This window comes from Kribbella sp. CWNU-51, assembly GCF_054073265.1.
Genome location: NZ_JBSXMZ010000053.1, coordinates 37,851 through 59,067 on the forward strand (window position 1 = coordinate 37,851; position 21,217 = coordinate 59,067).

Consider the following 21,217-nt stretch of genomic DNA (forward strand, 5'->3'; position numbering starts at 1 on the left):
ATCGTCGTCTCGTCAGCTGACCTGGGCGGGTGCTGCCACGAAAGTGTTGCAGGTCGCGGGATCGGTGCTGGCGAAGCCCCGGTTCATCCACAGGGTGACGCTCTTGGCGGAGCCGTGGTCACGGACCTTCTCCTTGGTGTGTTCGTCGCCGCCGTGCTGGATCAGCGAGGTCCACTGTCGCAGCAACTCGCCGCGCAGCGGGAAGCTCGCCTTGGCCGCGCCGAAGAAGACGGCCGACAAGCAGTTCGACTGCAGGGCCCTCCGCCGGTCCTGCTCCAACTGCCCGGCCGGGTTGGCCGCGGTGTCGCGGAGGTTGTCGGAGGCATCGAAAATACCGGTCAGGTTCTGCAGGTGCGCGCCGTACACGAATCCGAGCGACTGAGCCATGTCGGCCCGGGCCAGCGCCTTGTGCGTCGGGTAGTGGTCCATCAGGTCCTGCCACGGCATGGTGACGCTGCCGCCCTGCTCGTCCGGACAGTACGACGAGACCTCCTTCTGTACGTCGCACGCCGTCTCCTGGCCTTCGTCGAAGACGATCAGCCGCGGCGACCGGAACTCGAAGCCGGCCTTGGTGACGATCGGCTCCCACACCTTGTCCATGCAGGCGATCAGGGCCTGGTAGTACGACCGGACGTTCTCCTTGGAGGTCGGCCGGTACGCGGGCTCCTGGCACTTGACCACCGGCAACTTGCCGGCCGTGTAGAGCGGGTTCTTCGTGACCACGTCGGCGTCCGGCGTGACCTTGCGCGTCGGTTCGGTGGTGGCCCCGTCGCTCGGGCGGACGGACGGCGAACCCATCGGGGTGGCGACGAAATCGTCGTACGACGTGAGCACCTTGGCGGCGAACGCGACCCCGCCCCCGACGATCAGCAGCGCTACGACGACGACCGCGGCGACCAGCGCCTTCGACCGCTTCTTCGGGACGAACGGGATCGGCTCGGGGTGAAAGACGGCCCGGTACGCCGCGGCCGCCGGGTCATCGGATGGCGGCGGACCGAGGCGGGTGCCGGACAGGCGCTTCGAGTCGATCCGCGAGCCGGACAGCTGCGGAGGCGTCGGTGGCGCCTCGCCACCCAACCGCGGCATCGGCGCGGCCAACGGCGCCGCCACTGCCCGCTTGGATTCGGTGCTGCCGGCCCCTTGCTCACCCTCACCGCCCGGCAAGAAATGGCCAGGCTTCGGCGCCGGCTTGTCCGCCATCATGTCCCCGCTTCTCCCCAGTACCGGACTCCGCCGGTCCCACCCACATGTCAACCTGGCCGGGGACACCCCCTGTCCCGGACCGACGCAAGATGCTAAGCCCTCCACCGGCATCCGGGATACCGCTTTGCAGCTATTGACATCGTTCCGCTACCCAGCCCGACCGAGAATTTACTCCCAGTAACCACACGCAGGAGCCGCGCATGAACGTCTTGGAAACCTTTGCCCTCACAGGCAAGCGGGCGCTGATCACCGGCGGGAACCGCGGTCTCGGCCGCGCGTTCGCCCTCGCGCTGGCCGAGGCCGGTGCCGACGTCGCGATCGCCGCCCGCGACACCGACCGGAACGCGGCGGTCGCCGCGGAGATCGAGGCGCGCGGCCGGCGTGGTCTCGCGCTCCAGGCCGACATCACCGATCCGGACGACGTACGCCGTCTCGTCGCCGACGTCACCACCGAGTTCGGCGGGATCGACATCCTGGTGAACAACGCCGGGATCGCGATCCATCGCCCGTCGCTCGACGTACCGCCGGAGGAGTGGCAGCAGGTCCTCGACCTCAACCTGACCGCGCTGTGGAACTGCAGTACGGCGGTGGCCCGCGGGATGATCGACGCCGGCGGCGGGGCGATCGTCAACGTCGGCAGCATGTCCGCCCAGATCGTGAACCGTCCGCAGTGGCAGGCGTCGTACAACGCGTCCAAGGCGGCCGTGCATCACCTGACCCGCAGCCTCGCTGCCGAGTGGGCGCCGTACGGGATCCGGGTGAATGCGTTGGCGCCTGGCTATGTGAAGACCGATATGTCGCCGGTCGACGAGCCCGAGTTCCAGCAGCACTGGATCCTCGACGCGCCCCAGCAGCGCTATGCCACGCCCGAAGAAATCGCTCCGTCCGTCGTCTATCTGGCCAGCCCCGCGTCGTCCTTCATGACTGGCTCGGTGCTCCTGGTCGACGGCGGCTACTCGGTCTACTGAGGCCGGCGGTGCGACTCTTGGAGTGTGGAACCGGCAGAGGCACTGGCGTTGTGGGACGACTTCCCGGTTGACCGTCAGCCGCGGCCGATCGTGTTGATGAGTTATGCGATCGGGCCGGGCGCGCTCCCGATGGTGGAGGACAAGGTGTCCGTCCTCCACCATGCGGCGGTCGTGTCGGACGTCGAACTGCCGCCTGGCCTGCTGGAGGCGCTCCAGCCGGACCCCGCGCCGCACTGGCACCTCGATCCTGTCCGGGTGCGATCGGTCCGGCGGGTCTATCCGGAGTTCCGCACGGACCGCGGGCACCGGCCGCTTCCGGCGTACCGCATTGAGCTCGAGGGCGTCGCAACCCGGCGCTCGCTGGAGCCGAAGTTCAAAGGATCCGAATTCCGCTCGATGCTCGCACTTGATCCGGCCGTCGAGGCAACCACCTGGTGGCCGGCCGTTTTCGATTCGTCCTATCGCGGTGGACTACGCGGCCTTCCACCCGCCGTCCTGACCGATGGCGGCCGAACGATCAGACTGATCGTCCACGGGTCGCCGCCGGCCTATACCGACGTGCAGGTCTCCGCAGTTCTTGAAAGTCCCACCGCGGTTCTCCTCCAAATCCAGTCCACCCCCTACGACTGGGTCGAGGTCATACCCGCAGTCGCCGTCGGACGCCTGGTCACCGCCACCCTCACCAAGCCGCTGGGAGCCCGAGTACTCCTCCAAGCAGACGGCATCCCCATCAGCGTTGTCCCCGGGTGACGACAGATGCCGGAGGCAACCATCATGGCGCGAAAATGCCAGGACCATCCGGTTTTGCTGGGTCTAGGGTGTGGCAATGGTGGAGTTGAAGCGGGACGGGTATCCGCGGTCCAACGGGTATGACGCCGAGTGGGTGCTGGCCGGGGACATGGGCCCGCATCCACTGTGGTTGTTGGAGGACCTGGCGCGGGACCTCGAGTTGCGGCCGGGGATGCGGGTGCTGGACCTCGGGTCGGGGAAGGGGACGACGTCGGTGTTCCTCGCCCGCGAGTACGGCGTACACGTGTGGGCCGCGGATCTGTGGATCGACCCGACCGAGGCGGCCGGGCATATCGCGGCGCAGGGGGTCGATGGGGTGGTGACGGTGAAGGCGGAGGCGCACACGCTGCCGTTCGCGCACGGGTTCTTCGACGCGATCGTGTGCATCGACGCCTACGAGTACTTCGGGACCGCGGACGGCTATCTCGCCTACATCACGCAGTTCCTCAAGCCGGGCGGGCAGCTCGGCGTGGCCACGCCGGCGCTGCGGAAGGAGGTCCGCGAGCTCGGCCACATCCCCGGCCACATCAAGAAGCTGGTCGGCTGGGAGGCGCTGGCTTGGCACACGGCTGACTGGTGGCGGTTCCAGTGGGAGATCACCGAGCTCGTCGAGGTCACCGCGGCGCGGCTGCAGGAGTCGGGGTGGGCGGACTGGGTGGCCTGGTCGCAGGCGGTCTCGGAGCACCGCGGTACGCGCGACGGCGCACTCGACATGCTCGAGGCCGATCAGGGCGAGTTCCTGACCTTCGCCCTCCTCGCCGCGCGCAAACCGTAGCCGCCTGTCGCCCGTAGGCCCGCAGTGAGGGATGCTGGGGGCATGAGTTGGGCTGTGTACGCGGTGCGAGGGCCAGGAGGCATACGTCGCCTCGACGACATGCCGTTCGACTACGAGCCACCATCGGTCGGTACGGCGACCGACGTGATGGCCGTGGTCCGCGAGCTGGTACCGGACGTGGATACGAGCAAACCGTCCTGGCTGGCGCTGCGGAGCCCGGAGTACGACGTCGAGATGACCATCGGCAAGGGCGTCGAGGTCCGCGACATCACGTTCTACCTGAACGACGGCCCGCGCTCGATCCCGATCGTGATGGAGATCAGCCGGCGGCTCGGCGTCACGCCGTACGACACCGAGTCCGGCAACTTCCTCACCGAGGAGTCCCGGCCGCCAGTGCCGCCGCCGCTCAGCGACGACGAGATCAAGATGAACAAGCCGAAGTGGTGGAAGTTCGGCCGCAAGTAGCACTCGCCTGACGTTGCCGATGGATCGTCGGGGTTACACGATCGGCGGCCAGTTCGGCTTCTACTCGCTGCGGGACGGGTGGTGGCGTCGTTCGCCATACGGCGGATCCGTCGCTGCCGGCGGACTCACGGGCTGTGGTCAAGGCGTCGTAGGCCGATCTCGGCTGGGTAGCCCCGGGGCGCCGGCGCTGTGTCCGGACGAGGATGAGATCTGCTCCGGACGGGTCGCGCGGATCGTGATGCCCTGGTGGAGCTCCGGACGGGTCGCGCAGATCGTGATGCCTGGTGGAGCTCCGGGTGGGCGGTTGTGGTCGGGGATGCGAGGTACGCGGTCTCATTGCTCGCCGGCAGGGCGCGTCGCTGGAGATCGGGGCCTGCGTACTCGCGGACCAGCTGGCGAACGCGCCGTCGATCGAGGCCAGACTGGCCGAGTACGAACGGAGCCGTCGGCCGGTCGTCGAGGAGAGCAACGCGTCGGCCGCTCAGCAGCGCGCTGGTACCTGCCGGGTTCGCGGACTGAGCGCCTGGCCCGACGGGCGCTCCTGCGGATTCTTCGCCTTCCAGGTCTCCGCGCTCTCCTCCCAGCCGCGATCGCCGGCAAACAGCTGATCCAGAACCGCCAGCCGCCCCGCGAAACATCAGGTCGGCTTACCCCAATCCAGCAGTCGTCACGATGTGATGTTTGCCCTTGTGGATAAGGGCTTTCGGAGCCTTGGTCGATTTGCGAGGGTGCATCGAGGTTGCGTAAGATCGAACACATGTTCGATGGAGATCTGGAGACGCTGACGACGGCCGACCTGCTGGCCTCGGCCGCCGAACACGACGCCGAGGCCCGGCGGGTCGACGCGCGGCGCCTCCTGCACGCCCAGATCTACGCCGACCGCTACCACCCCTCCGCCCACCCCGGCCGGCCCGGCCGCCGTGCCTGCGACGGCCGCGAACGCGCGGTCGTGCTCGGCGGCGACGGCTGCCCGGAGATCCTGGAGTTCGCGATCGCCGAGTTCGCGGTCATGCTCGGCATCTCCCCGCGGGTCGCGGCGAACTACATCGGTCAGGCGCTGGCGTTGCGGCACCGGTTCCCGTTCACCTGGGCCAGGGTCCAGGCCGGCGAGGCGACCCCGTGGAAGGCGTGCCGGATCGTCACGGACTGCGCGAAACTGACCCAGGACGCCGCCGCCTACGTCGACCAGCGCATCGCGCGACTGATCGATTCGATCACCCCGTACCGGTTGAACAAGATCGTCCAGGCCGCGAAGATGCACGCCGATGCCGACCTGGCGCGGGCCGAGGCCGACGAGCAGGCCCGCGAACGGGGCGTGTTCGTCGCGCGCAGCAACGAGCACGGCACCAAGACCATGTACATCAAAGCCGCCGCCGGCGCAGTCATCCGCAACAAGGCCACCCTCGACGCGATCGCCGAGGCCTTGAAGACCTTCGGCGACACCCGCCCTGTCCAACACCGCCGCGCCGACGCCGTCGGGATCATCGCCGACCCCCGCTACACCCAAGAACTCCTCACCCAAGCCCGCACCCACCGCCTCAGCACCACGACCCCAGATACCACCAGCGCCGCCCCGGCCACCACCGCTCAGGACAACACGGCCCCGGACGCCACCGGCGCATCAGACACGACCGCTCCGGGCAGCACCGTCCCGAGCACCGCTCCGGGCACTAACGCTTCGCGAGCCACCGCTCCGGGGACTACCGCTCCGGGGACCACCGCTTCGCGCACCACCGCTCCGGGGACGACCGCTTCGCCCACCACCGCTCCGTACGCCACCAACCACAGCGCCGCCCCGGCCCATACCCGCTCCGACCACCCTGACCACCCCGGCCGCCGCATAGACCCCGCGGCGCCGGCCGCGGCGCGCAGAGACGGTGCGGACCCTGGCGTGGGATCCAGTGCCGGATGGCATGACGAGGACCTGCTCGACCACCCAGCCAATGATTGGGGCGAACCCGGCGCGGAGGACGAGGCCGACCGCGACGCACCCCACCCGAGCGTCAGCGACCTGCCGGACCCCCTCGACGCACCACCCCAGAGGGTGGTCGAACCCTTCGACCCGTCCGACCCCGGCCTACACCTCGACCCCGATGACGGCGAACCTCTGAACGCCGCCGCCCAACGCGCCCTGCACGCCCGCCTGGCCAAGATCAAACACGCCGCCTACACCAACCCCACCAGTGGACGGGTCCGTCCGGGTCAGACCCAGATCTACGTCCACCTCACCGACCACACCCTCGCCACCGGGACCGGCGTGCTGCGCGCCGAAGCCATCGGCCCGCTGCTCGCCGACCAACTGGCCGACCTCATCGGCTATGGCCCGTATGCCGTCAAACCCGTCATCGACCTCAACGACGCCGTCAGCGTCGACGCCTACGAAATCCCCGACCGGATCCGCGAACGCGTCAAACTCACCCTCCCGGTCGAACTCTTCCCGTTCGGCACCCAAGAAACCCACCGCGGCATGGACCTGGACCACATCCAGCCCTACGACCCCCTCGGCCCACCCGGCCAAACCAGCACGACCAACCTCGCACCCCTCGGCCGCTTCGGCCACCGGGTCAAGACCCACGCCCACGGCTGGACCGTCCACCGCATCGACCCCAAGACCCTCGAATGGACCACACCCCACGGATTCAGCTTCCGCGTCGACCCCACCGGCACCCACCGAGTTCAGGTCACAGAGGATGGGTAGCGACGAGGGTGCCGATCTTGTTGATGCGGTGTTCGGGGTTGCCGAGTTCGTCGTGCCAGAAGTTGCCCGCGGCGTGATCCTCCGGCGTGGCACAGGTGGAGATCGTGATCATCGCCCGGGTCGGCGTGACGCCCGGCCGGCCCGGCACGGCGGCGTTCTGCTGGGCCAGCTCGGCCGGCTTGCGGAACGAGATCGTCATCGTCCGGTTCACCACGTAGTCGTACACGGTCCGGCCCGCGGTGATCAGGATGTGGTCCCCGTTCACCAGCTCGGTCGCCCGGCCGAGCGGCCGTCCGTGACTCGTCCGATGCCCGGTGATGATGAAGTTCCCCACGTCGCCCGGGCCGACGCCGCCCCTCGGGCCCCGCGGACTGGCGGCGACGCCGCGATTCTGGATCACAGTCCCAGGCCGGTCATCCGCCGTACCCACGTAAGGAACGACCCGCAGTCCGCGGACCTCGATCGCCGGAATCGTCAGGGTCGTCACACCTGAAGCCGTGGGCTTGGAGGTAGGCGAAGGCTTGGGTGAGGGACTGCTGGGCGCCGCGGTCGGCATTGAGGAGGAGAGGGTGGGCGTGGGATTAGGCGACGCCCCACCGGCCGGCGCAACATCACTGCACGCCACCAGCCCGGCCGCCGCCACGAGCAACCCCACCACCAGCCTCACCCTCCGACGGTAAGCCGTCAGACCGAAAGCCGCGCGAAAACCTCAGAGGACGGTGAGCACGGCGGGGCCGAGCCGGAGGGTGCCGGAGGTCAGCGGGGTGGTTCGTACGCCGCCGTGGCCGCGGAGAGCCCGGAACGCGCCGGGAGCGAGGACAACGTCCATCCAGCCGCACGGATTGGCGGGACGGTTGGCCTGGAAGGTGATCGTGCCCGCGCCGGAGTCGAGGGTGAAGCGGCGGCCGTCGACGCGCGTGCCGTCGGGCGTCCGCTGGGCGGCGAGGGTGTCGATCGGGAAGCCGCGGACCACGATGTTGCGCCGCATCAGCAACGGATCAGGCGCTGCCGGCAGTCCCAGGTCGCGAGCCAGCTCGTCCAGCGACGCGGCGTCCAGGAAGGTGACCGCCGCGTTCCGGTGCACCTTCTGCGCGAAGTAGCGATCCCCCACGATCCCCAGTTCCGCCCGGATCTCGACCTCCGCCCGCCCCACCGGCTCCGGATCCGGCTGCGGACCGTGCTGCGGCCGCCCCTCGAAGGCGTGCACAGGCGAGACCATCAACGCGACGATCTCGACCGGGATGCCCACCCGATCAACGGTACGGCGGACAGCCCCAGGTGAGCGGGTCGAGGAGGCGGTAGAAGTACAGACGGCGCTCGTCGGGCTCCGGAAGTCCGTACGCCGCGAGGAACGGCGCGGGATCGGCCGACCACTCGTCGTGCAGCTGGATGGTGATGAGCGCCAGGTCGGAGTAGCGGTCCGCGATGCCGAGGCGGCCGAGGTCGATCAGGCCGGTGACGTCCAGCGTCACCGGGTCGAAGAAGACGTTCGGGAGGCACGCGTCGCCGTGGCACACGACCGGCTCCGCGACCGACTCGATATAGGGGCGCTCAGCAACTACTTGCGCCAGGAGCTCGGCCGGCTTGAGTAACCGCCACTCGTCGGTGAGGAAAGCCGGGTTCACCGCGTCCCGCCGTACGACGTCCTCCGCGAGCGCGATCACCGACGACAGCGTGCGCTCGAACGGGCAGTCGGTGAGCGAATGCAGGTCGCGCAGGACGCGACCGAGACTCTCGGCAGCCGCCAGATGAGCCGCCGGCGGGAGTGAATCGCCGGGAACACCAGGCACCGCGGTCGTCATCAGGCGCGCGCCATCCGCCGACTCGACCCAATCCACCACCGTCGCACCGGGCAGACCCGTACCGGCGAGCCACTCCGCCCGGTCACGCTCAGCCCGCAACTCGGCCACATCGGCCACCCCGCAGCACTTCGCGAAGACGTCGCCGCGCCGGTACACCGACATGGCGGACTCCCCCACCGTCACCGGCTCCCAGCCGATCAAGCGAGGTCGACCCTGGAGGAGTCGCGGACGATGAGTTGCCAGGGAAAGTCGAAGGTTTCGCCGGGGGCGCCTTCGCGGTCGGTGAGACGGCCGACGATGATTCGGGTCAGCGCCTCGTTGAAGCCGACCGGGCCGACCGTCGACAGCGACGGATCCAGATGCTCACCCTCGGGCGTGTTCCCGACGCCGACCACGGCCAGATCCCGGGGTACGTCGATCCGCAGTCGATGGGCTGCCCGGACGGCGGCGATCGCGGCGAAGTCCGTCGTACAGTAGAGCGCCGTCGGGGGATCGGGCCTGCTCAGCAACGCCATCGCGGCCCGGTAGGCGCCCTCCGGGTGCGGTTCGAAGACCTCGATGTCGTCATTGCGGATCGGCTTGCCGGCTGCCCGGAGCGTGTTCAGATACGCGTCGAACCGAGCGGATCCGGACGTCCGCGACGTGAGCGCGCCGACCCGGTCGTGGTGCTCTAGCAAGTGCTCCACAGCAAGGTGACAGCGCGGCTCGGCGCCGGACCGGATCACGTCGAACCCGCGCGGCTCGAGTGTCTCGCTGAAGGCGACGATCTGAACACCCTGGGCCGCGAACGCCTCCAGTTCCGCGATCTGCGCCGGATCCGTACTGACGCTGTCGATGAAGATCACGTCGGGCGTCCGGTTCGACAGCACTGTCCGCCAGTCGCCGTCCGCCACGATCAGCGCGGTCTTGCCGAGCGGGCTGACCGCCGCGCTGACGGTCTCCGCGACCGCCTGCGACCAGGGGTCGGCCAGCACGCTCAGTGACAGCAGGACCAGGTCGGACTTGCCGGTCCGGATCGCGCGGGCCGCGTCGTTGCGGCGGTACCCGAGCCGCGACGCCGCCTCGCGGACCCGCTCCGCGGTCGAGTCCTTGATGGTGTGACTGCGGTGCCGCCCGGACAGCACGTAGGACACGGTCGCGACCGAAACGCCCGCTTCCTTCGCGACCATCCGGAGAGTCGGCCGGTCCTGTGTGTGCCCCATCGACATACCGTCGATTCTCGCAGACGGCATCAGCCCTTGACGGCTCCCGTGATGACGCCCTTGGTGAAGTGTCGCTGCAGGAACGGGTAAACCATCGCGATCGGGACCAGCGCGACCACCACCACGGCCATCTGCAGCGACTGCGGCTGCGGCAGCGGCTCCACACCGAGCTGATCCGCCGAGAGCGACTTGCCTTGCAGGACATAGGTCCGCAGGATCACCTGCACCGGCCACTTCGACGTGTCGTTCAGGTAGAGCAGCGCGTTGAAGAAGGCGTTCCAGAACCCGACCGCGTAGAACAGCCCGACGACCGCGATCACCGCCTTCGACAACGGCATCACGATCCGCCGCAGGATGGTGAAGTCGCTCGCGCCGTCGATCCGCGCGCTCTCCAGCAACTCACCGGGCACGTTCATGAAGAAGGTGCGCAGGACAACGAAGTTGAACGCGCCCAACGCGCCCGGCAGGATCAGCGACCACAGGCTGTCGAGCAGCCCGAGTTGCTTCACCACCAGGAACATCGGGATGATCCCCGGCGCGAACAGCAACGTGAACAACACCATCAGCAGCACCGGCCGGCCGAACAGCACCGGCCGCGAGGTCGCGTAGGCCAACGCGATCGTGACCGCCAGTGCGATCGCCGTACCGACGAGCGTCACGAAGACGCTGACCAAGATCGCCCGGCCCATCAACCCGCCGCTGAACAGCGTCTGGTACGCCTTCAGCGTCGGATGCGACGGCCACAACACATAGCCGCCCGCGTCGATGATGTCCTTGTCACTGGCCAGCGACGTCGAGATCACCACCAGGATCGGGATCACGATCACCAGTGCGAATCCGCCGAGTACGACGCCCTTGATCGACTGGTAGAACGGCGCCGGCTTCTCTTTCCACACTGGTCTCACGAGTCACCACGCTTCTGGAAGATCCCTGGTTCACCGAGCCGGTGCGCGAGCGAGTTCGCACCCCACAACAGCAACGCCCCGACCACGCCCTTGGCCAACCCGGCCGCGGCTCCACTGCTCCAGTCGCCGCCGACGACACCCGCGTAGTACGTGAAGGTGTCCAGTACTTCGGCCGCACCGGGGCCGACCGAGTCACGCTGCAGGATGAACTGCTCGAACCCGACGCTCAGGATGTCGCCGATCCGCAGGATCAACAGCAGCACGATGACGGTGCGCAGCGACGGCAGCGTGATGTGCCACAGCCGCCGCCAGCGGCCGGCGCCGTCCGCCGCGGCTGCCTCGTACAGCGAGACGTCCACGGTGGTCAGCGCGGCGAGGAAGATGATCATCGCCCAGCCGGCGTCCTTCCAGACCAGCTGTGCGACGACCAGCAGCGGGAAGGTGTCCGGGTTCGTCATGAACGGGATCGGGTTCAGGCCCGCGTTCCGCAGCAGATTGTTGACGAACCCGGCTCCGCCGAGCGACTGCTGGAACAGCGTGACGACCAGCACCCACGACAGGAAGTGCGGCAGGTAGGCGATCGTCTGGAACCACCGCCGGAACCGGTTGCTGACCAGCGAATCGACGATCAGCGCCAGCCCGATCGGCACTGGGAAGAACAGCAGCAGTTGTACGGCGGCCAGCAGCAGCGTGTTCCGCAACGCGTCCCAGAAGTCCGGGTTGCCGTACAGGTTGACGAAGTTCTGCAACCCGTTCCACTCGCTGTGCATGATGCCGAGGTACGGCTGGAAGTCCTGGAACGCAACCACGTTGCCCAGCACCGGCAGGTAGAAGAACACCAGCAGGAACACGACACCCGGGATCATCAGCAGCACCATCTGCCAGTCCCGGCGCCACTTCGCCGCGAAGGGCAGACCGGCCTTGACCGGCCTGGTCGAGGCAGCTCGCTTCAGCATCGATCAGGACACCGGCACGCTGGCGGGCAGGACGGCGGCGAACTCGTCGCGCATCTTGTCGCCGCCACCGGACTTCCAGCGCTTGAGGGCCGCGTCGTACGCGTCGATCTTCTGCCGGCCGGTGACGATGTCGACGATCGTGTCGCGGAACGCCGCGGTCAGCTTCGGGCCGAGCTTGCTCGACGTGTCGGAGTACGTGCCGGCGGTCGGGTTGCGCATCGCGTGCTCGAGCAGCTTCTGCTCGGTCGCGTAGATCTTCTTGGTGTCGTCCGGGTATGCCGGGTTGAAGATGACGCTCTCCGGTGCGTTCATGATCTGCAGCGCGCTGACCAGACCGGGCGCCTGCTGGGTGCCGGCCTTGGTGAGCACCGGGTTCTGCTGCGCGTCCAGCTGGTACTGCTGGCCCTCGACGCCGAAGTTCTTCTGCAGGTACTCCTTGGTGCCGAACGGCGCGGACAGGTAGTCCATCAGCGCGAGCAGTTCGCGGATCCGGCCCTCGTCGGTCTTCTTGAACGGCGTGAACCCGACCGTGCCGTAGCCCATGTCGTAGACCGGCTTCGCCTTGCCGTCATGGCCGAACGGGATCATCGTGTCGACGAACAGCGTCGGGTCCAGCGCGCGGAAGTCCGACGTCGCCCGCGGGCCTACCGTGACCTGCGCGGCGATCTGGCCGTTCACGGTCTTCGGGGTGGCGTCGGCCAGGTTGAGGTCCGGGTAGAACACCTTGGCGGCCCACAGCTTGACGGCGTACTCGACCGCGGCCCGGTAGTTGTCGGTCTCGTACAGGTGGGTCAGCGAGCGGTCGGAGTTCACCCGCCAGGTGTTCGGGGCGCCGAACCACTCGCCGAACATGTGCAGCATGTTGATGATGGCCGGCTCGAGCGCGTAGTTGGTGCCGTTCGTCAGTTCCTTGCACTTGGCAAAGAACTCGTCGGCGCTGGAGCACTGCAGGCCGCCGACCTTCTCCCAGGTCCGCGGGTTGCCCATCATCACCTGACCGAACGGCGTCGACGGGATCGGCGCGCCCCAGATCTTCCCGTTCACCACGGCGGTCCGCCACGAGGCCGGCTTCAGCGCGGCCAGGTTCGGGTACTCCAGGACGGCGTCGCCGGACAGATACTTGGTCAGGTCCTGGAACTTCGCCTCGAGCATCGGGCCGATGTTCGGGATGCCCTGGTTCGGCGGCAGCCACATCAGGTCCGGCAGTGAGTCGCTGGCCAGCAGCGTGGCGAACTTCTCCGGGTAGCCCGGGTCTGTCCCGATGGTGAGCCGCAACTCGGCGCCGAGCGCCTGGTTCAGCGACTGCCACATCCGGTTGCTGCCCATCGGCGGCGGGGGCGTCGCGAACGTCTCGGTGAGCGCGGTCACCGCGTTCTTCAGCGGCGGCGTCTTCACGCTCGAGATCGCGTCCGCGGGGAACTTCAGGAACCCCGGCTCGAGCCCCGACTCCGCGCCCGGCAGATCGGGCCGCAGCCCTTCGAAGGGCTTGTACGTCGGGAGCTTCAGCTCGCTGGACGCCTTCGCACCGCCGTTCGCCGTACCGCCGTCACCGCAGGCAGCGAGCGTGGGCCCGGCAACCACGGCGGCCCCGGTTACCTGCAGGAATCGCCGACGACTGATCATAGCTGCTCCAAGTCATGAACAAGTGCTCAGTAACACTCACTTAAACGTTAACCGGGACCGTAAACCGGACTCGCCCTTCGATGCAAGGCGGAAGCACGAACTTTTGTCGGCTACGCCAAAACGCCGACGGCCGCGGGTCCGAGAACCCGCGGCCGCCGGCCGGTTACTACCTCAGTACGTCGTCAGCAACGCACCAGCAGGCTGGTCAGCGCCGTGCAGGTGTGACTGTCGCGGTTGTTGCCCGCGGCCGGGTCGTTCGGCGAGCTCGCCGACAGCTGAGCCGTGGCGATCAGCCGGCCGACCGTGAGCAGTCTGGCGTCGGCCGTGAACGTCCGGGTGACGCTGGCACCACTGGCCAGGGACGCGATGTCACAGTTGACCGACCTGGTCGTCCCGACCCGGGCGCACGTCGTCCCGACGTACACCAGCGGGGACGGGAAGGTCCCGACCACCCGGATGCCGGTCGCATCGGCCGGCCCGTTGTTCTTGATCGTGACCGTGTAGGTGATCCGCGAGACGACGAGCGTCTTCACCGATGCGCTCAGCGACACCGCGACATCGGCGTCCTGGTGGGCCGGCTCGATCGTCAGCGACGGTCCGTCGATGATCTCGAACGCGTAATTCTCCCCGATGAACTGGTGCTGCAGCTGGATGGTCCCGGCCGGAGCGTCGTCCTTCACCCGGAACGTCCAGTTCAGCGTCACGGACTCGCCGGCCTTCACCTCGTGGAAGCCGCCCCGGATGCTGCTGCCCAGGACGTCGCAGGCGTAGGCCTCCGGGCAGGACACGATGTCGATCAGGCTGGGCAGCAACGCCGGCTCCTTGGCGTACAGCCCCGCCTTCGCCCCGATGATGTCGAAGTCGCGGTCGTTGTTCAGCGTCTGTGTGATCGTGAAGGTCTGCCCCGGCGCGACCGAGGTTGTACTGACCGAGATCTCACTCGACGGTGGCGCGGCCACCGCCATCTGGGTGCCGGTCACCAGACCGGCCCCCACCAGCGCCGTTACCAGCGCAGCACGAAACGTCCTCAAAGCATGCACAGTAAAGCCCCCCACGTCCATGAACCCCAGTTAGACTTCTGCCCCCACAGACCGCCGATGGCGGTGAGAGCAGTATGGAGTCCCCTCACGGCCGTGCACAACCGCTCGGCGGGTCTGATCCTTGCGGCAGGCAAGGATCACGCCTGGCTCAGCCGACCGGGAGGCGGTTGAGGAGATCCTCGACCCGCTCGGAGCGGCCTTCCCGCCGGTGCCGCTCCCACTCCTCGCGGGTCAGCGCGTCGCCGACGAGCTCGAGCGCCTCCGCCAGCTCCTCCTCCAGGTACGGGTTGGCAATCTCCAGGCGCTCACCCATCGCCTCCTCCGCGCCGAACAATCGGGCCGCGCGGACCGGATCTCCCTGCCGCAGCAGGATGTTCATGGCGGTGTTCGAGAACGCCATCGTGAGAGTCGGGCTGCCGAGCGCCACGACCGTGGGGACCAGTTCGCGAGCCAGCTCGCTCGCCTCGTCGACCCGGCCGGCGAGCGCGAGCAGGAAGGCCAGGTTCTGCCCTTGTACGGCGGCCTCGTGCACGTCACCTGTCGACTCGGTGATCGCGAGCGACTCCCGGAGCACCTCCTCCGCGCGATCGAAGTGCCCGAGAGCCTCCTCGATGCCGCCGAGGTGGCTGAGCACCCGGGCCAGCCGCCAGTCGTCGTCGAGCGGGCGGAGGCGATCCACCCCCTCGGCGAGAGTCCGCCGCGCCGCCTCGAGATCCCCTTGCTGGCGTTGCACCGAACCGAGCACAGTCATCCCGAACGCGATGGCGGCCTGGTCCTCGAGCTCCCGGGCCATCTCCAGGCTGCGCGTCGCGACCTCGTGGGCGCGGCTCGTTTCGCCCTGCATGAGAAGGAGATTGGTCAATCCGCGAAGACAGGCGGCCAGCTCCGGCGAGGCGGTGTCGCCGGCCGCGGCGACGACGCGCTCGTGCCACATGCGGCTCTCGGCGACGTACCCGCCGAGCACCCAGACCCACCCGAGCGCCGAGCAGAGCCGGAGCCCGGTCCGCACGTCGTGCTCGGTGGACCAGTCGAGCGCGGCGCGGAAGTTGTCGAGGTCGGCTTCGGCGCGCTCCTGGGCCGCGCCGTGCGTCGACTTCTTCAGCGCCTCGAGGTTCTCGGCCAGGTCGGCGTAATAGGTCGCGTGGTTGCCGCGTACGGCGCCGGCTTCGTCGGTGGCTCGCAGTTCGTCGTCGGCGTACTGATGGATTGTCTGCAATTGGACGATTCTGGTCGTACTCTCGGGGCCTTCGGCGAGCGTGATCAGGTTCGCATCGTGGAGTTCGGCGATGGCGTCGAGCGGGTCGGTGCCGGTGGCAACCTCTTCGACCGCCGCGAGGTCCGCGCCGCCGGAGAAGACGGCCAGCCGGCGGAACAGTTGCCGTTGCTCGGGACTGAGCAGGTCGTAGGACCAGGCGATGGTCTCGCGCAGCGTGCGCTGCCGCTCCGGCGTCACGCTGCTCGTCGAGGCGATGTCGAGGGTCTGGTCGACGCGGGCCAGCAACTCCTTGACACTCAGCACCCGGATCCGGGGCGCACACAACTCGATCGCGAGCGGGAGCCCGTCCAGCCGGCGGCAGATCGCGACCACGTCGGCCACGTTGCCCGGCGTCAGCGTGAATCCGGGCTGCACGGCCTGCGCGCGCTGGACGAAGAGCTGGACGGCGGCGGATTTCTCGGCCAGGGCCTCGTCGTACGGCACCGTGAGGGGCGCCACGGAGTGCTGATACTCGCCGACCAGCCCGAGCGGGCGCCGCGACGTCACGACGACCTTCACGTGCGCCGCGCCTTCGATGATCTCGGCAACGATCTTGTCGGCGCCCGCGAGTTGCTCGAGGTTGTCGAGAACGAGCAGCAGCGTGCGTTGGGCCAGGTAGGCGACGATCCGCCCACGCTCCCGTGGCGGTATGTCGAGCGCCTCGGCGATCGATGTCCACATCACCTGCTCGGACGTCACGGAGGCGAGCGGGACGAAGTACACGCCGCCTGGGAACCGGTGTGTCAGTCCGCCGGCGATTCCCACCGCCAGGCGCGTCTTGCCCGAGCCACCCGGTCCGGTCAGCGTGACGAGCCGGACGTCCGGTTGGTCGAGGAGGTCCACGACGCGGGTCAGGTCCGCCTCGCGGCCGAGGAGTGGAGTGGCCGGGACCGGAAGGCTGGTCGCCGTACCGAGGCTGCGCGGTGGTGGGAAGTCCGACTGGAGTCCGGCGACGGTGACTTGCAGCAGGTGCTCTGGTTCGGGGATGTCCTTCAGGTGGTGGGTGCCGAGATTGCGGAGGGTGACGCCGTCGGGGAGCTGGGTGAGCTGACCAGTGACCGCGGACACGATCACCTGCCCGCCGTGCGCCGCGGCCGCGATCCGGGCCGCGAGGTGGACGTCCATCCCCCAGTAGTCGCCCTCGTGCACCCCCGGCGTACCGGTGTGAATACCCATCCGCACCCGCAGCCGCTCACCGCCTGGCCAACACTGCGCCTCGAGCCCCCGCTGCCCCTCCACCGCCGCCGCCACCGCGTCCCCAGCACGCGGAAACACGACGAAGAAGCTGTCCCCCTCGGTCCCCTGCTCAACCCCGCCGTACGCCGTCCACACCGCACGCAGAATCCGCCGATGGCTCTCCAGCGCATCCAGATACCTGTCCCCCAAGCGCCGCAGCAACACGGTCGATCCCTCGATGTCCGAGAACAACATCGCCACCATCGCCCCACCCATGCCGCCCAGTCTCAACGGTCAGACCACCGCCGTCGAGAGCCTGCGCTCTGCGTACGCCGCACAACTTCACGTCACCGCAACAGCCGGGCAACGTGCGCCGGTCACGCTGGAGGCATAGAACCGTTGCGTACGGCGCTCACCGGCGGACTCGCGTGTGATGTGTGCGGGCGACTCCCGCATCCGCGACGACTCCGGTTGACAGTGGCCAAACTGCTGGCGATCTTCCCCGTCGAGTTCGCACTGCACGCGATCGTCCTGGCGCTGCACCCGTCGTACCTGATCGCGGTGAGCGTCCTGGTGGTCGTGACGACCGGCCTGGTGATCTGGGTGATCGAGCCGTCGACCATGCGACTGTTGCGATCCTGGCTGCACGCGCCACGCACCCGGCCGGCCGCGGGACTCGGCGCGCTGTGGCGGATCCGCGTCACGCTCGACGACCGGACTGGCGCGCTGGAACGCCTGACGCACCACCTGACCGACCTGGACGCGAACATCCTCGGCCTGCACATCCACCCGCTCGACGACGGCGTCCGCGACGAACTGGTCGTCTCGACGCCGGATCCGATCGACGCAGACTCGTTGCTGACGGCAATCGAAGCCGCCGGCGGCCGGGACGCCCACGCGTGGCCGACCACCACCCTCGCCCTGGTCGACGGCCAGACCAAGGCGCTCAGCCTGTCGGCCCGCGTGGTCGGCGACCCGGGCGAACTCCCGCACGCGGTCGCCGAACTCCTCGGCGCCCGCCTCGTCACCGACCACGTCACATTGGCCGCGCCGCTCCCCGCCGACGGCACCGTCCTCAAGATCCCGTCCCCCTGGACCGGCCTGTTCGCGTTCACCCGCGCAGGCGAGCCGTTCACCCCCGCCGAGTCGGCCCGAGCCCACCGCCTGGCGGAGCTCGCCGAGCTCGCGCTCACTACGCGTTGAGCGGGTTGGTCGCCTTGCCGTCAAGCCAGAGGAGGTTGGTGGGGTCGCCGTGCGAGCCTTTGCTGCCGACGTGCTTGTCGCTGATGCCCGGACCATTCTTGATCACATGGACGATCGCCATCGCGTGCCCGCGGCCGAGGTCGTAGTCCTCCTTGAGCCAGTCGCAGATCACGCCGGCCTTCACGCCGGCAGCGTCGTACCCGCGCGCCTTCGCCTTCTCGACCAGCTCCCGCGGCGTCAGGCCGGTCTTCTCCTCGATCTTGTCCAGATACGCCTGAAACGACATCTCGCTGCCTCTCCCTTGTGGTCGTCGTACACACCTGCGTCGAGCGACCACCCCGGAAATCGACAGGCCCCGTCAAGAAGTCTGCAGGCCGTACTTCTGCAGCGCCGCGGTCAGCTGTCCCGAGTCCTGCGCCACCACCAGCTCGGTCGACACCTCCCGGAGCTTGATGTTGGCGTCCATCGAGCACCGCTTCAGGACCTCGAACGCCACACTCGACGCGAGCCCGTACCGATGCATCAGGATGCCTTGGGCCTGACCGATCACTGTCCGGGTCGTGATCGCGGATCGCAGTTGCTCGACCAGAGTCCGGCTGTCGTTGAACAGTTGAACGTTGTCGAACGCGACCCCGGCGTGCAGGGCGAACAGCAGCACGACGTCGTACGACGTACTCCCGAAGGCATCCGGGGTCGCCGAGAACAGGCTGAAGGCGGCCGCGGACCCGGTCAGCGCGGGCAGTGGGAGGAAGAGGCAACTGCGATAACCCGCGTTGATCGCGCTCGCGGCGAACTCCGGCCAACGGTGGTCCGACGCGAGGTCGTCGATCCGGTGCGGTTCGCCGTACGCCATCGCGTCGTACACCGGACCGTCGGCCGCGATCAGCCGCTCGGCGAGGGCGGCCCGGGCCGGCTCGGAGAGCTCATCCGCGGTGCTGTGGTAGCGCGCGACCATCTCCGCCCTACCGTCGACGAGCACGCTGATGCATGCCTCCTCGCAGTCGGGCACGGTCCGCACCACCCGGTTGACGAACCGGCCCAGTGTCGTGGCGACATCGTCGTCCTCGACCAGTCGGCTGACCTCGGCCAGCTCTTGGGCCAGTTCCAGAATCCCCTCCGCCATGACCCCATCATGGGCCATCCCTCCGCTACGGGTCAGCGCGTTAGTGTCGAGGAATGGCCGACCATCGACTGACCGCGAAAGGACGGGCCACCCGCGCCCGGATCCTCGCTGCCGCGGCGGACCTGGTGCATCGGCGCGGCGTCGCCGGCACCCAGCTCGAGGACATCCGGCGGGTCGCCGGGGTGAGCGGTTCGCAGTTGACGCACTACTTCCGCGACAAGCCGACGCTGATCGACGACGTCATCGGCTGGCAGGCGGAAACCCTGCTGGATCGCGAGCCCGCGCTCGACTCGATCGAGGCCTGGCATCGCTGGGCCGACCGCGTCGTGGCGCGGCAGACCGCCCGGAAGTTCGAGGGCGGCTGCGACTTCGGCTCACTCGCCGGCCAGCTCGCCGAGTCGCGCCCCGAGACCCGCGCCCGCCTCGCCGCCGGCTATCAGCGCTGGCTCGACCGCTTCCGGACCGATCTCCGGACCATGCGCGACAACGGCGTACTCCGGCCGGACGCCGATCCCGATTACCTGGCCAACACGATCCTCGCCGCGATGCAGGGCGGCGTACTGCTCACTCAAACCCTCCGCCGGCCCGCCCCGCTCCGCGACTCCCTCAACGCGGCCTTAGCCACGCTCGACTCCTTCAGCAGTCAGTACGGCGGCAGCTGAGCGATCGATGTCCGCCTCGTCGGTTGTCCAGTTGCTGACCGAGATGCGCATCGCGGCCTTGCCCTGCCAGGTCGTGCCCGACATCCAGCACGTGCCTTCTTGCTGGACCGCGCTCACCACTCGCCGGGTCAGCGCGTCGTCGTCTCCGAAGCGGACCAGGACCTGGTTGAGTACGACGTCGTTCAGTACGGCGACCCCGTTCGCGGCCAGCGTGTCCGCGAACCGGCGAGCCATCGCCTGACACCGATCCACGATCTCGGCGATCCCGGATCGGCCGAGCGCGCGGATGGCGGCGTACACAGGGAAACCGCGCGCCCGCCGGGAGAACTCGGGGTTGAAGTCGAGCGAGTCACGCTGCCCGTTCTCGTCCTGGATCAGGTACGCCGCTCTGATCGACATCGCGGCGCGGTGCGGCTCGGGGTGGGCGCAGAGGACGAGGCCGGAGTCGTACGGGACGTTCAGCCACTTGTGCGCGTCGGTCGCCCAGGAGTCGGCGCGGTCGATGCCGGCGACCAGCGGGCGCAACTCGGGACTGACCGCGGCCCAGAGACCGAAGGCGCCGTCGACGTGGACCCACGCGCCGGCCGCGTGCGCCAGGTCGCAGATCTCGGCGATCGGGTCGAAGGCACCGGTGTTCACGTTGCCGGCCTGGGCGCAAGCGATCTGCGGTCCTTCTGTTTCCAGCGCGGCCGCCAGTGCGTCCGCCCGCATCCTGCCCTGATCGTCGACGTCGATCGGCACGATGCAACTGGTCCCCAACCCGAGGAAGCGCAGCGCCCGGTCGATCGTGTCGTGCCGCTCGGCGCCGGCGAGCACCCGGATAGTTGGTGCATCGATTAGGCCTTGGCTCTCCACGTCCCAGCCCGTCCGCCGCAGTACTTCGTGGCGGGCGGCCGCCAGACCGGTGAAGTTGGCCATCTGGGCGCCGGTGACGAAGCCGACCGACGTACCAGATGGCAGTCCGAACAGCTCGACCAGCCAGTTCGCCGCGACTTCCTCGACCACGGCCGCGGCGGGTGCGGCGGCGTACAGGCCCGCGTTCTGGTCCCACACCGTGGTGAGCCAGTCGGCGGCGAGTGCCGCGGGCGTCGCGCCACCGAACACGAACCCGAAGAAGCGGCCGCTGCCACTCGGCAACAGCCCGTCCTCGACCCCCTTCGCGAGGTGCGCGACCACGTCCCGGGGATCGCTCGGCCCGGTGGGCAGCGGACCGCCGAGTGCGTCGTGGAGCTCGCCCGCCGTCGCCCGCGGGCCGACTCGGCGCTCCGGGAGCCCGGTCAGGTACGTCGTCGCCCGCTCGAACGCTTCCGTGAGCGGCCCTTCCCAATCCACCATGCCTCTTTTGTACGCCGGGATCGTGTGATGCAGCGTG

At 68.7% G+C, this 21,217-nt stretch carries 21 protein-coding genes; 8 read left to right on the top strand and 13 right to left on the bottom strand.

Annotated elements, in window-relative coordinates:
• Positions 1–12 precede the first annotated feature (12 nt).
• Positions 13–1,203 (bottom strand): neutral zinc metallopeptidase, encoded by a 1,191-nt coding sequence (locus ACXC9Q_RS38600; protein ID WP_457061728.1) that lies wholly within the window; start codon positions 1,201–1,203, stop codon positions 13–15.
• Positions 1,204–1,403: 200 nt separating this feature from the next.
• On the opposite strand from ACXC9Q_RS38600, the gene ACXC9Q_RS38605 reads away from it, so the two are divergent.
• The 6 genes from ACXC9Q_RS38605 (at position 1,404) to ACXC9Q_RS38630 (ending at position 6,898) form a co-directional block, all read left to right on the top strand.
• On the top strand, positions 1,404–2,171 hold the full coding sequence (locus ACXC9Q_RS38605) for an SDR family NAD(P)-dependent oxidoreductase (protein WP_405071157.1): 768 nt from the start codon (positions 1,404–1,406) through the stop codon (positions 2,169–2,171).
• A gap of 24 nt (positions 2,172–2,195) precedes the next feature.
• Positions 2,196–2,921 carry a hypothetical protein gene (locus ACXC9Q_RS38610; protein WP_457061730.1) on the top strand — a complete coding sequence of 242 codons (726 nt, stop codon included), beginning with the start codon at positions 2,196–2,198 and terminating at the stop codon, positions 2,919–2,921.
• Between the two features lie 76 nt (positions 2,922–2,997).
• Positions 2,998–3,735, top strand: a complete 738-nt coding sequence (locus tag ACXC9Q_RS38615; protein ID WP_457061731.1) for an SAM-dependent methyltransferase — start codon at positions 2,998–3,000, stop codon at positions 3,733–3,735.
• Positions 3,736–3,777: 42 nt separating this feature from the next.
• A complete protein-coding gene (locus tag ACXC9Q_RS38620; RefSeq protein WP_457061733.1) occupies positions 3,778–4,200 on the top strand; it encodes a hypothetical protein in 423 nt (140 codons plus the stop codon).
• A gap of 284 nt (positions 4,201–4,484) precedes the next feature.
• On the top strand, positions 4,485–4,808 hold the full coding sequence (locus ACXC9Q_RS38625; protein WP_457061734.1) for a hypothetical protein: 324 nt from the start codon (positions 4,485–4,487) through the stop codon (positions 4,806–4,808).
• A gap of 149 nt (positions 4,809–4,957) precedes the next feature.
• Positions 4,958–6,898 (top strand): hypothetical protein, encoded by a 1,941-nt coding sequence (locus tag ACXC9Q_RS38630; RefSeq protein WP_457061735.1) that lies wholly within the window; start codon positions 4,958–4,960, stop codon positions 6,896–6,898.
• On the opposite strand, the gene ACXC9Q_RS38635 is transcribed toward ACXC9Q_RS38630, so the two are convergent.
• The 9 genes from ACXC9Q_RS38635 to ACXC9Q_RS38675 form a co-directional block, all read right to left on the bottom strand.
• Entirely contained in the window at positions 6,882–7,385 is a 504-nt protein-coding gene (locus ACXC9Q_RS38635) for a sortase domain-containing protein (RefSeq protein ID WP_457061737.1), read from the bottom strand. The two genes, ACXC9Q_RS38630 and ACXC9Q_RS38635, sit on opposite strands and share 17 nt — an antisense overlap.
• Before the next feature lie 222 nt (positions 7,386–7,607).
• Positions 7,608–8,147, bottom strand: a complete 540-nt coding sequence (locus tag ACXC9Q_RS38640) for an MOSC domain-containing protein (protein ID WP_457061738.1) — start codon at positions 8,145–8,147, stop codon at positions 7,608–7,610.
• A gap of 4 nt (positions 8,148–8,151) precedes the next feature.
• Complete coding sequence (locus tag ACXC9Q_RS38645; RefSeq protein ID WP_457061739.1) at positions 8,152–8,862, bottom strand: phosphotransferase; 711 nt, start codon at positions 8,860–8,862, stop codon at positions 8,152–8,154.
• A gap of 35 nt (positions 8,863–8,897) precedes the next feature.
• Complete coding sequence (locus tag ACXC9Q_RS38650; RefSeq protein ID WP_457061740.1) at positions 8,898–9,902, bottom strand: LacI family DNA-binding transcriptional regulator; 1,005 nt, start codon at positions 9,900–9,902, stop codon at positions 8,898–8,900.
• A gap of 29 nt (positions 9,903–9,931) precedes the next feature.
• Positions 9,932–10,807, bottom strand: coding sequence for a carbohydrate ABC transporter permease (locus ACXC9Q_RS38655; RefSeq protein ID WP_328524013.1), 876 nt, complete (start codon positions 10,805–10,807; stop codon positions 9,932–9,934).
• Positions 10,804–11,763 carry an ABC transporter permease gene (locus ACXC9Q_RS38660; RefSeq protein WP_328524014.1) on the bottom strand — a complete coding sequence of 320 codons (960 nt, stop codon included), beginning with the start codon at positions 11,761–11,763 and terminating at the stop codon, positions 10,804–10,806. The genes ACXC9Q_RS38655 and ACXC9Q_RS38660 overlap by 4 nt, the downstream gene beginning before the upstream one ends.
• Before the next feature lie 3 nt (positions 11,764–11,766).
• Positions 11,767–13,386, bottom strand: a complete 1,620-nt coding sequence (locus ACXC9Q_RS38665; protein ID WP_457061741.1) for a sugar ABC transporter substrate-binding protein — start codon at positions 13,384–13,386, stop codon at positions 11,767–11,769.
• 182 nt (positions 13,387–13,568) lie between these two features.
• On the bottom strand, positions 13,569–14,417 hold the full coding sequence (locus ACXC9Q_RS38670) for a DUF11 domain-containing protein (protein ID WP_457061742.1): 849 nt from the start codon (positions 14,415–14,417) through the stop codon (positions 13,569–13,571).
• A gap of 157 nt (positions 14,418–14,574) precedes the next feature.
• Entirely contained in the window at positions 14,575–17,133 is a 2,559-nt protein-coding gene (locus ACXC9Q_RS38675) for an ATP-binding protein (protein WP_457061743.1), read from the bottom strand.
• 195 nt (positions 17,134–17,328) lie between these two features.
• On the opposite strand from ACXC9Q_RS38675, the gene ACXC9Q_RS38680 reads away from it, so the two are divergent.
• The gene (locus tag ACXC9Q_RS38680) at positions 17,329–18,060 is read left to right on the top strand and encodes an ACT domain-containing protein (protein WP_457061744.1); all 732 of its coding nucleotides are present in this window, start codon (positions 17,329–17,331) and stop codon (positions 18,058–18,060) included.
• On the opposite strand, the gene ACXC9Q_RS38685 is transcribed toward ACXC9Q_RS38680, so the two are convergent.
• Together ACXC9Q_RS38685 and ACXC9Q_RS38690 are read right to left on the bottom strand one after the other, a co-directional pair.
• The gene (locus tag ACXC9Q_RS38685; RefSeq protein ID WP_457061745.1) at positions 18,050–18,346 is read right to left on the bottom strand and encodes a DUF4287 domain-containing protein; all 297 of its coding nucleotides are present in this window, start codon (positions 18,344–18,346) and stop codon (positions 18,050–18,052) included. The genes ACXC9Q_RS38680 and ACXC9Q_RS38685 overlap by 11 nt on opposite strands.
• A gap of 72 nt (positions 18,347–18,418) precedes the next feature.
• The gene (locus ACXC9Q_RS38690; RefSeq protein WP_457061747.1) at positions 18,419–19,183 is read right to left on the bottom strand and encodes a GAF and ANTAR domain-containing protein; all 765 of its coding nucleotides are present in this window, start codon (positions 19,181–19,183) and stop codon (positions 18,419–18,421) included.
• Positions 19,184–19,236: 53 nt separating this feature from the next.
• Between ACXC9Q_RS38690 and ACXC9Q_RS38695 the strand changes: the two genes are divergently transcribed.
• Complete coding sequence (locus ACXC9Q_RS38695) at positions 19,237–19,845, top strand: TetR/AcrR family transcriptional regulator (protein WP_457061749.1); 609 nt, start codon at positions 19,237–19,239, stop codon at positions 19,843–19,845.
• On the opposite strand, the gene ACXC9Q_RS38700 is transcribed toward ACXC9Q_RS38695, so the two are convergent.
• Positions 19,801–21,180: a pyridoxal phosphate-dependent decarboxylase family protein gene (locus ACXC9Q_RS38700; protein ID WP_457061750.1), complete on the bottom strand. Its 1,380-nt coding sequence runs from the start codon at positions 21,178–21,180 to the stop codon at positions 19,801–19,803. The two genes, ACXC9Q_RS38695 and ACXC9Q_RS38700, sit on opposite strands and share 45 nt — an antisense overlap.
• Positions 21,181–21,217: the final 37 nt, after the last annotated feature.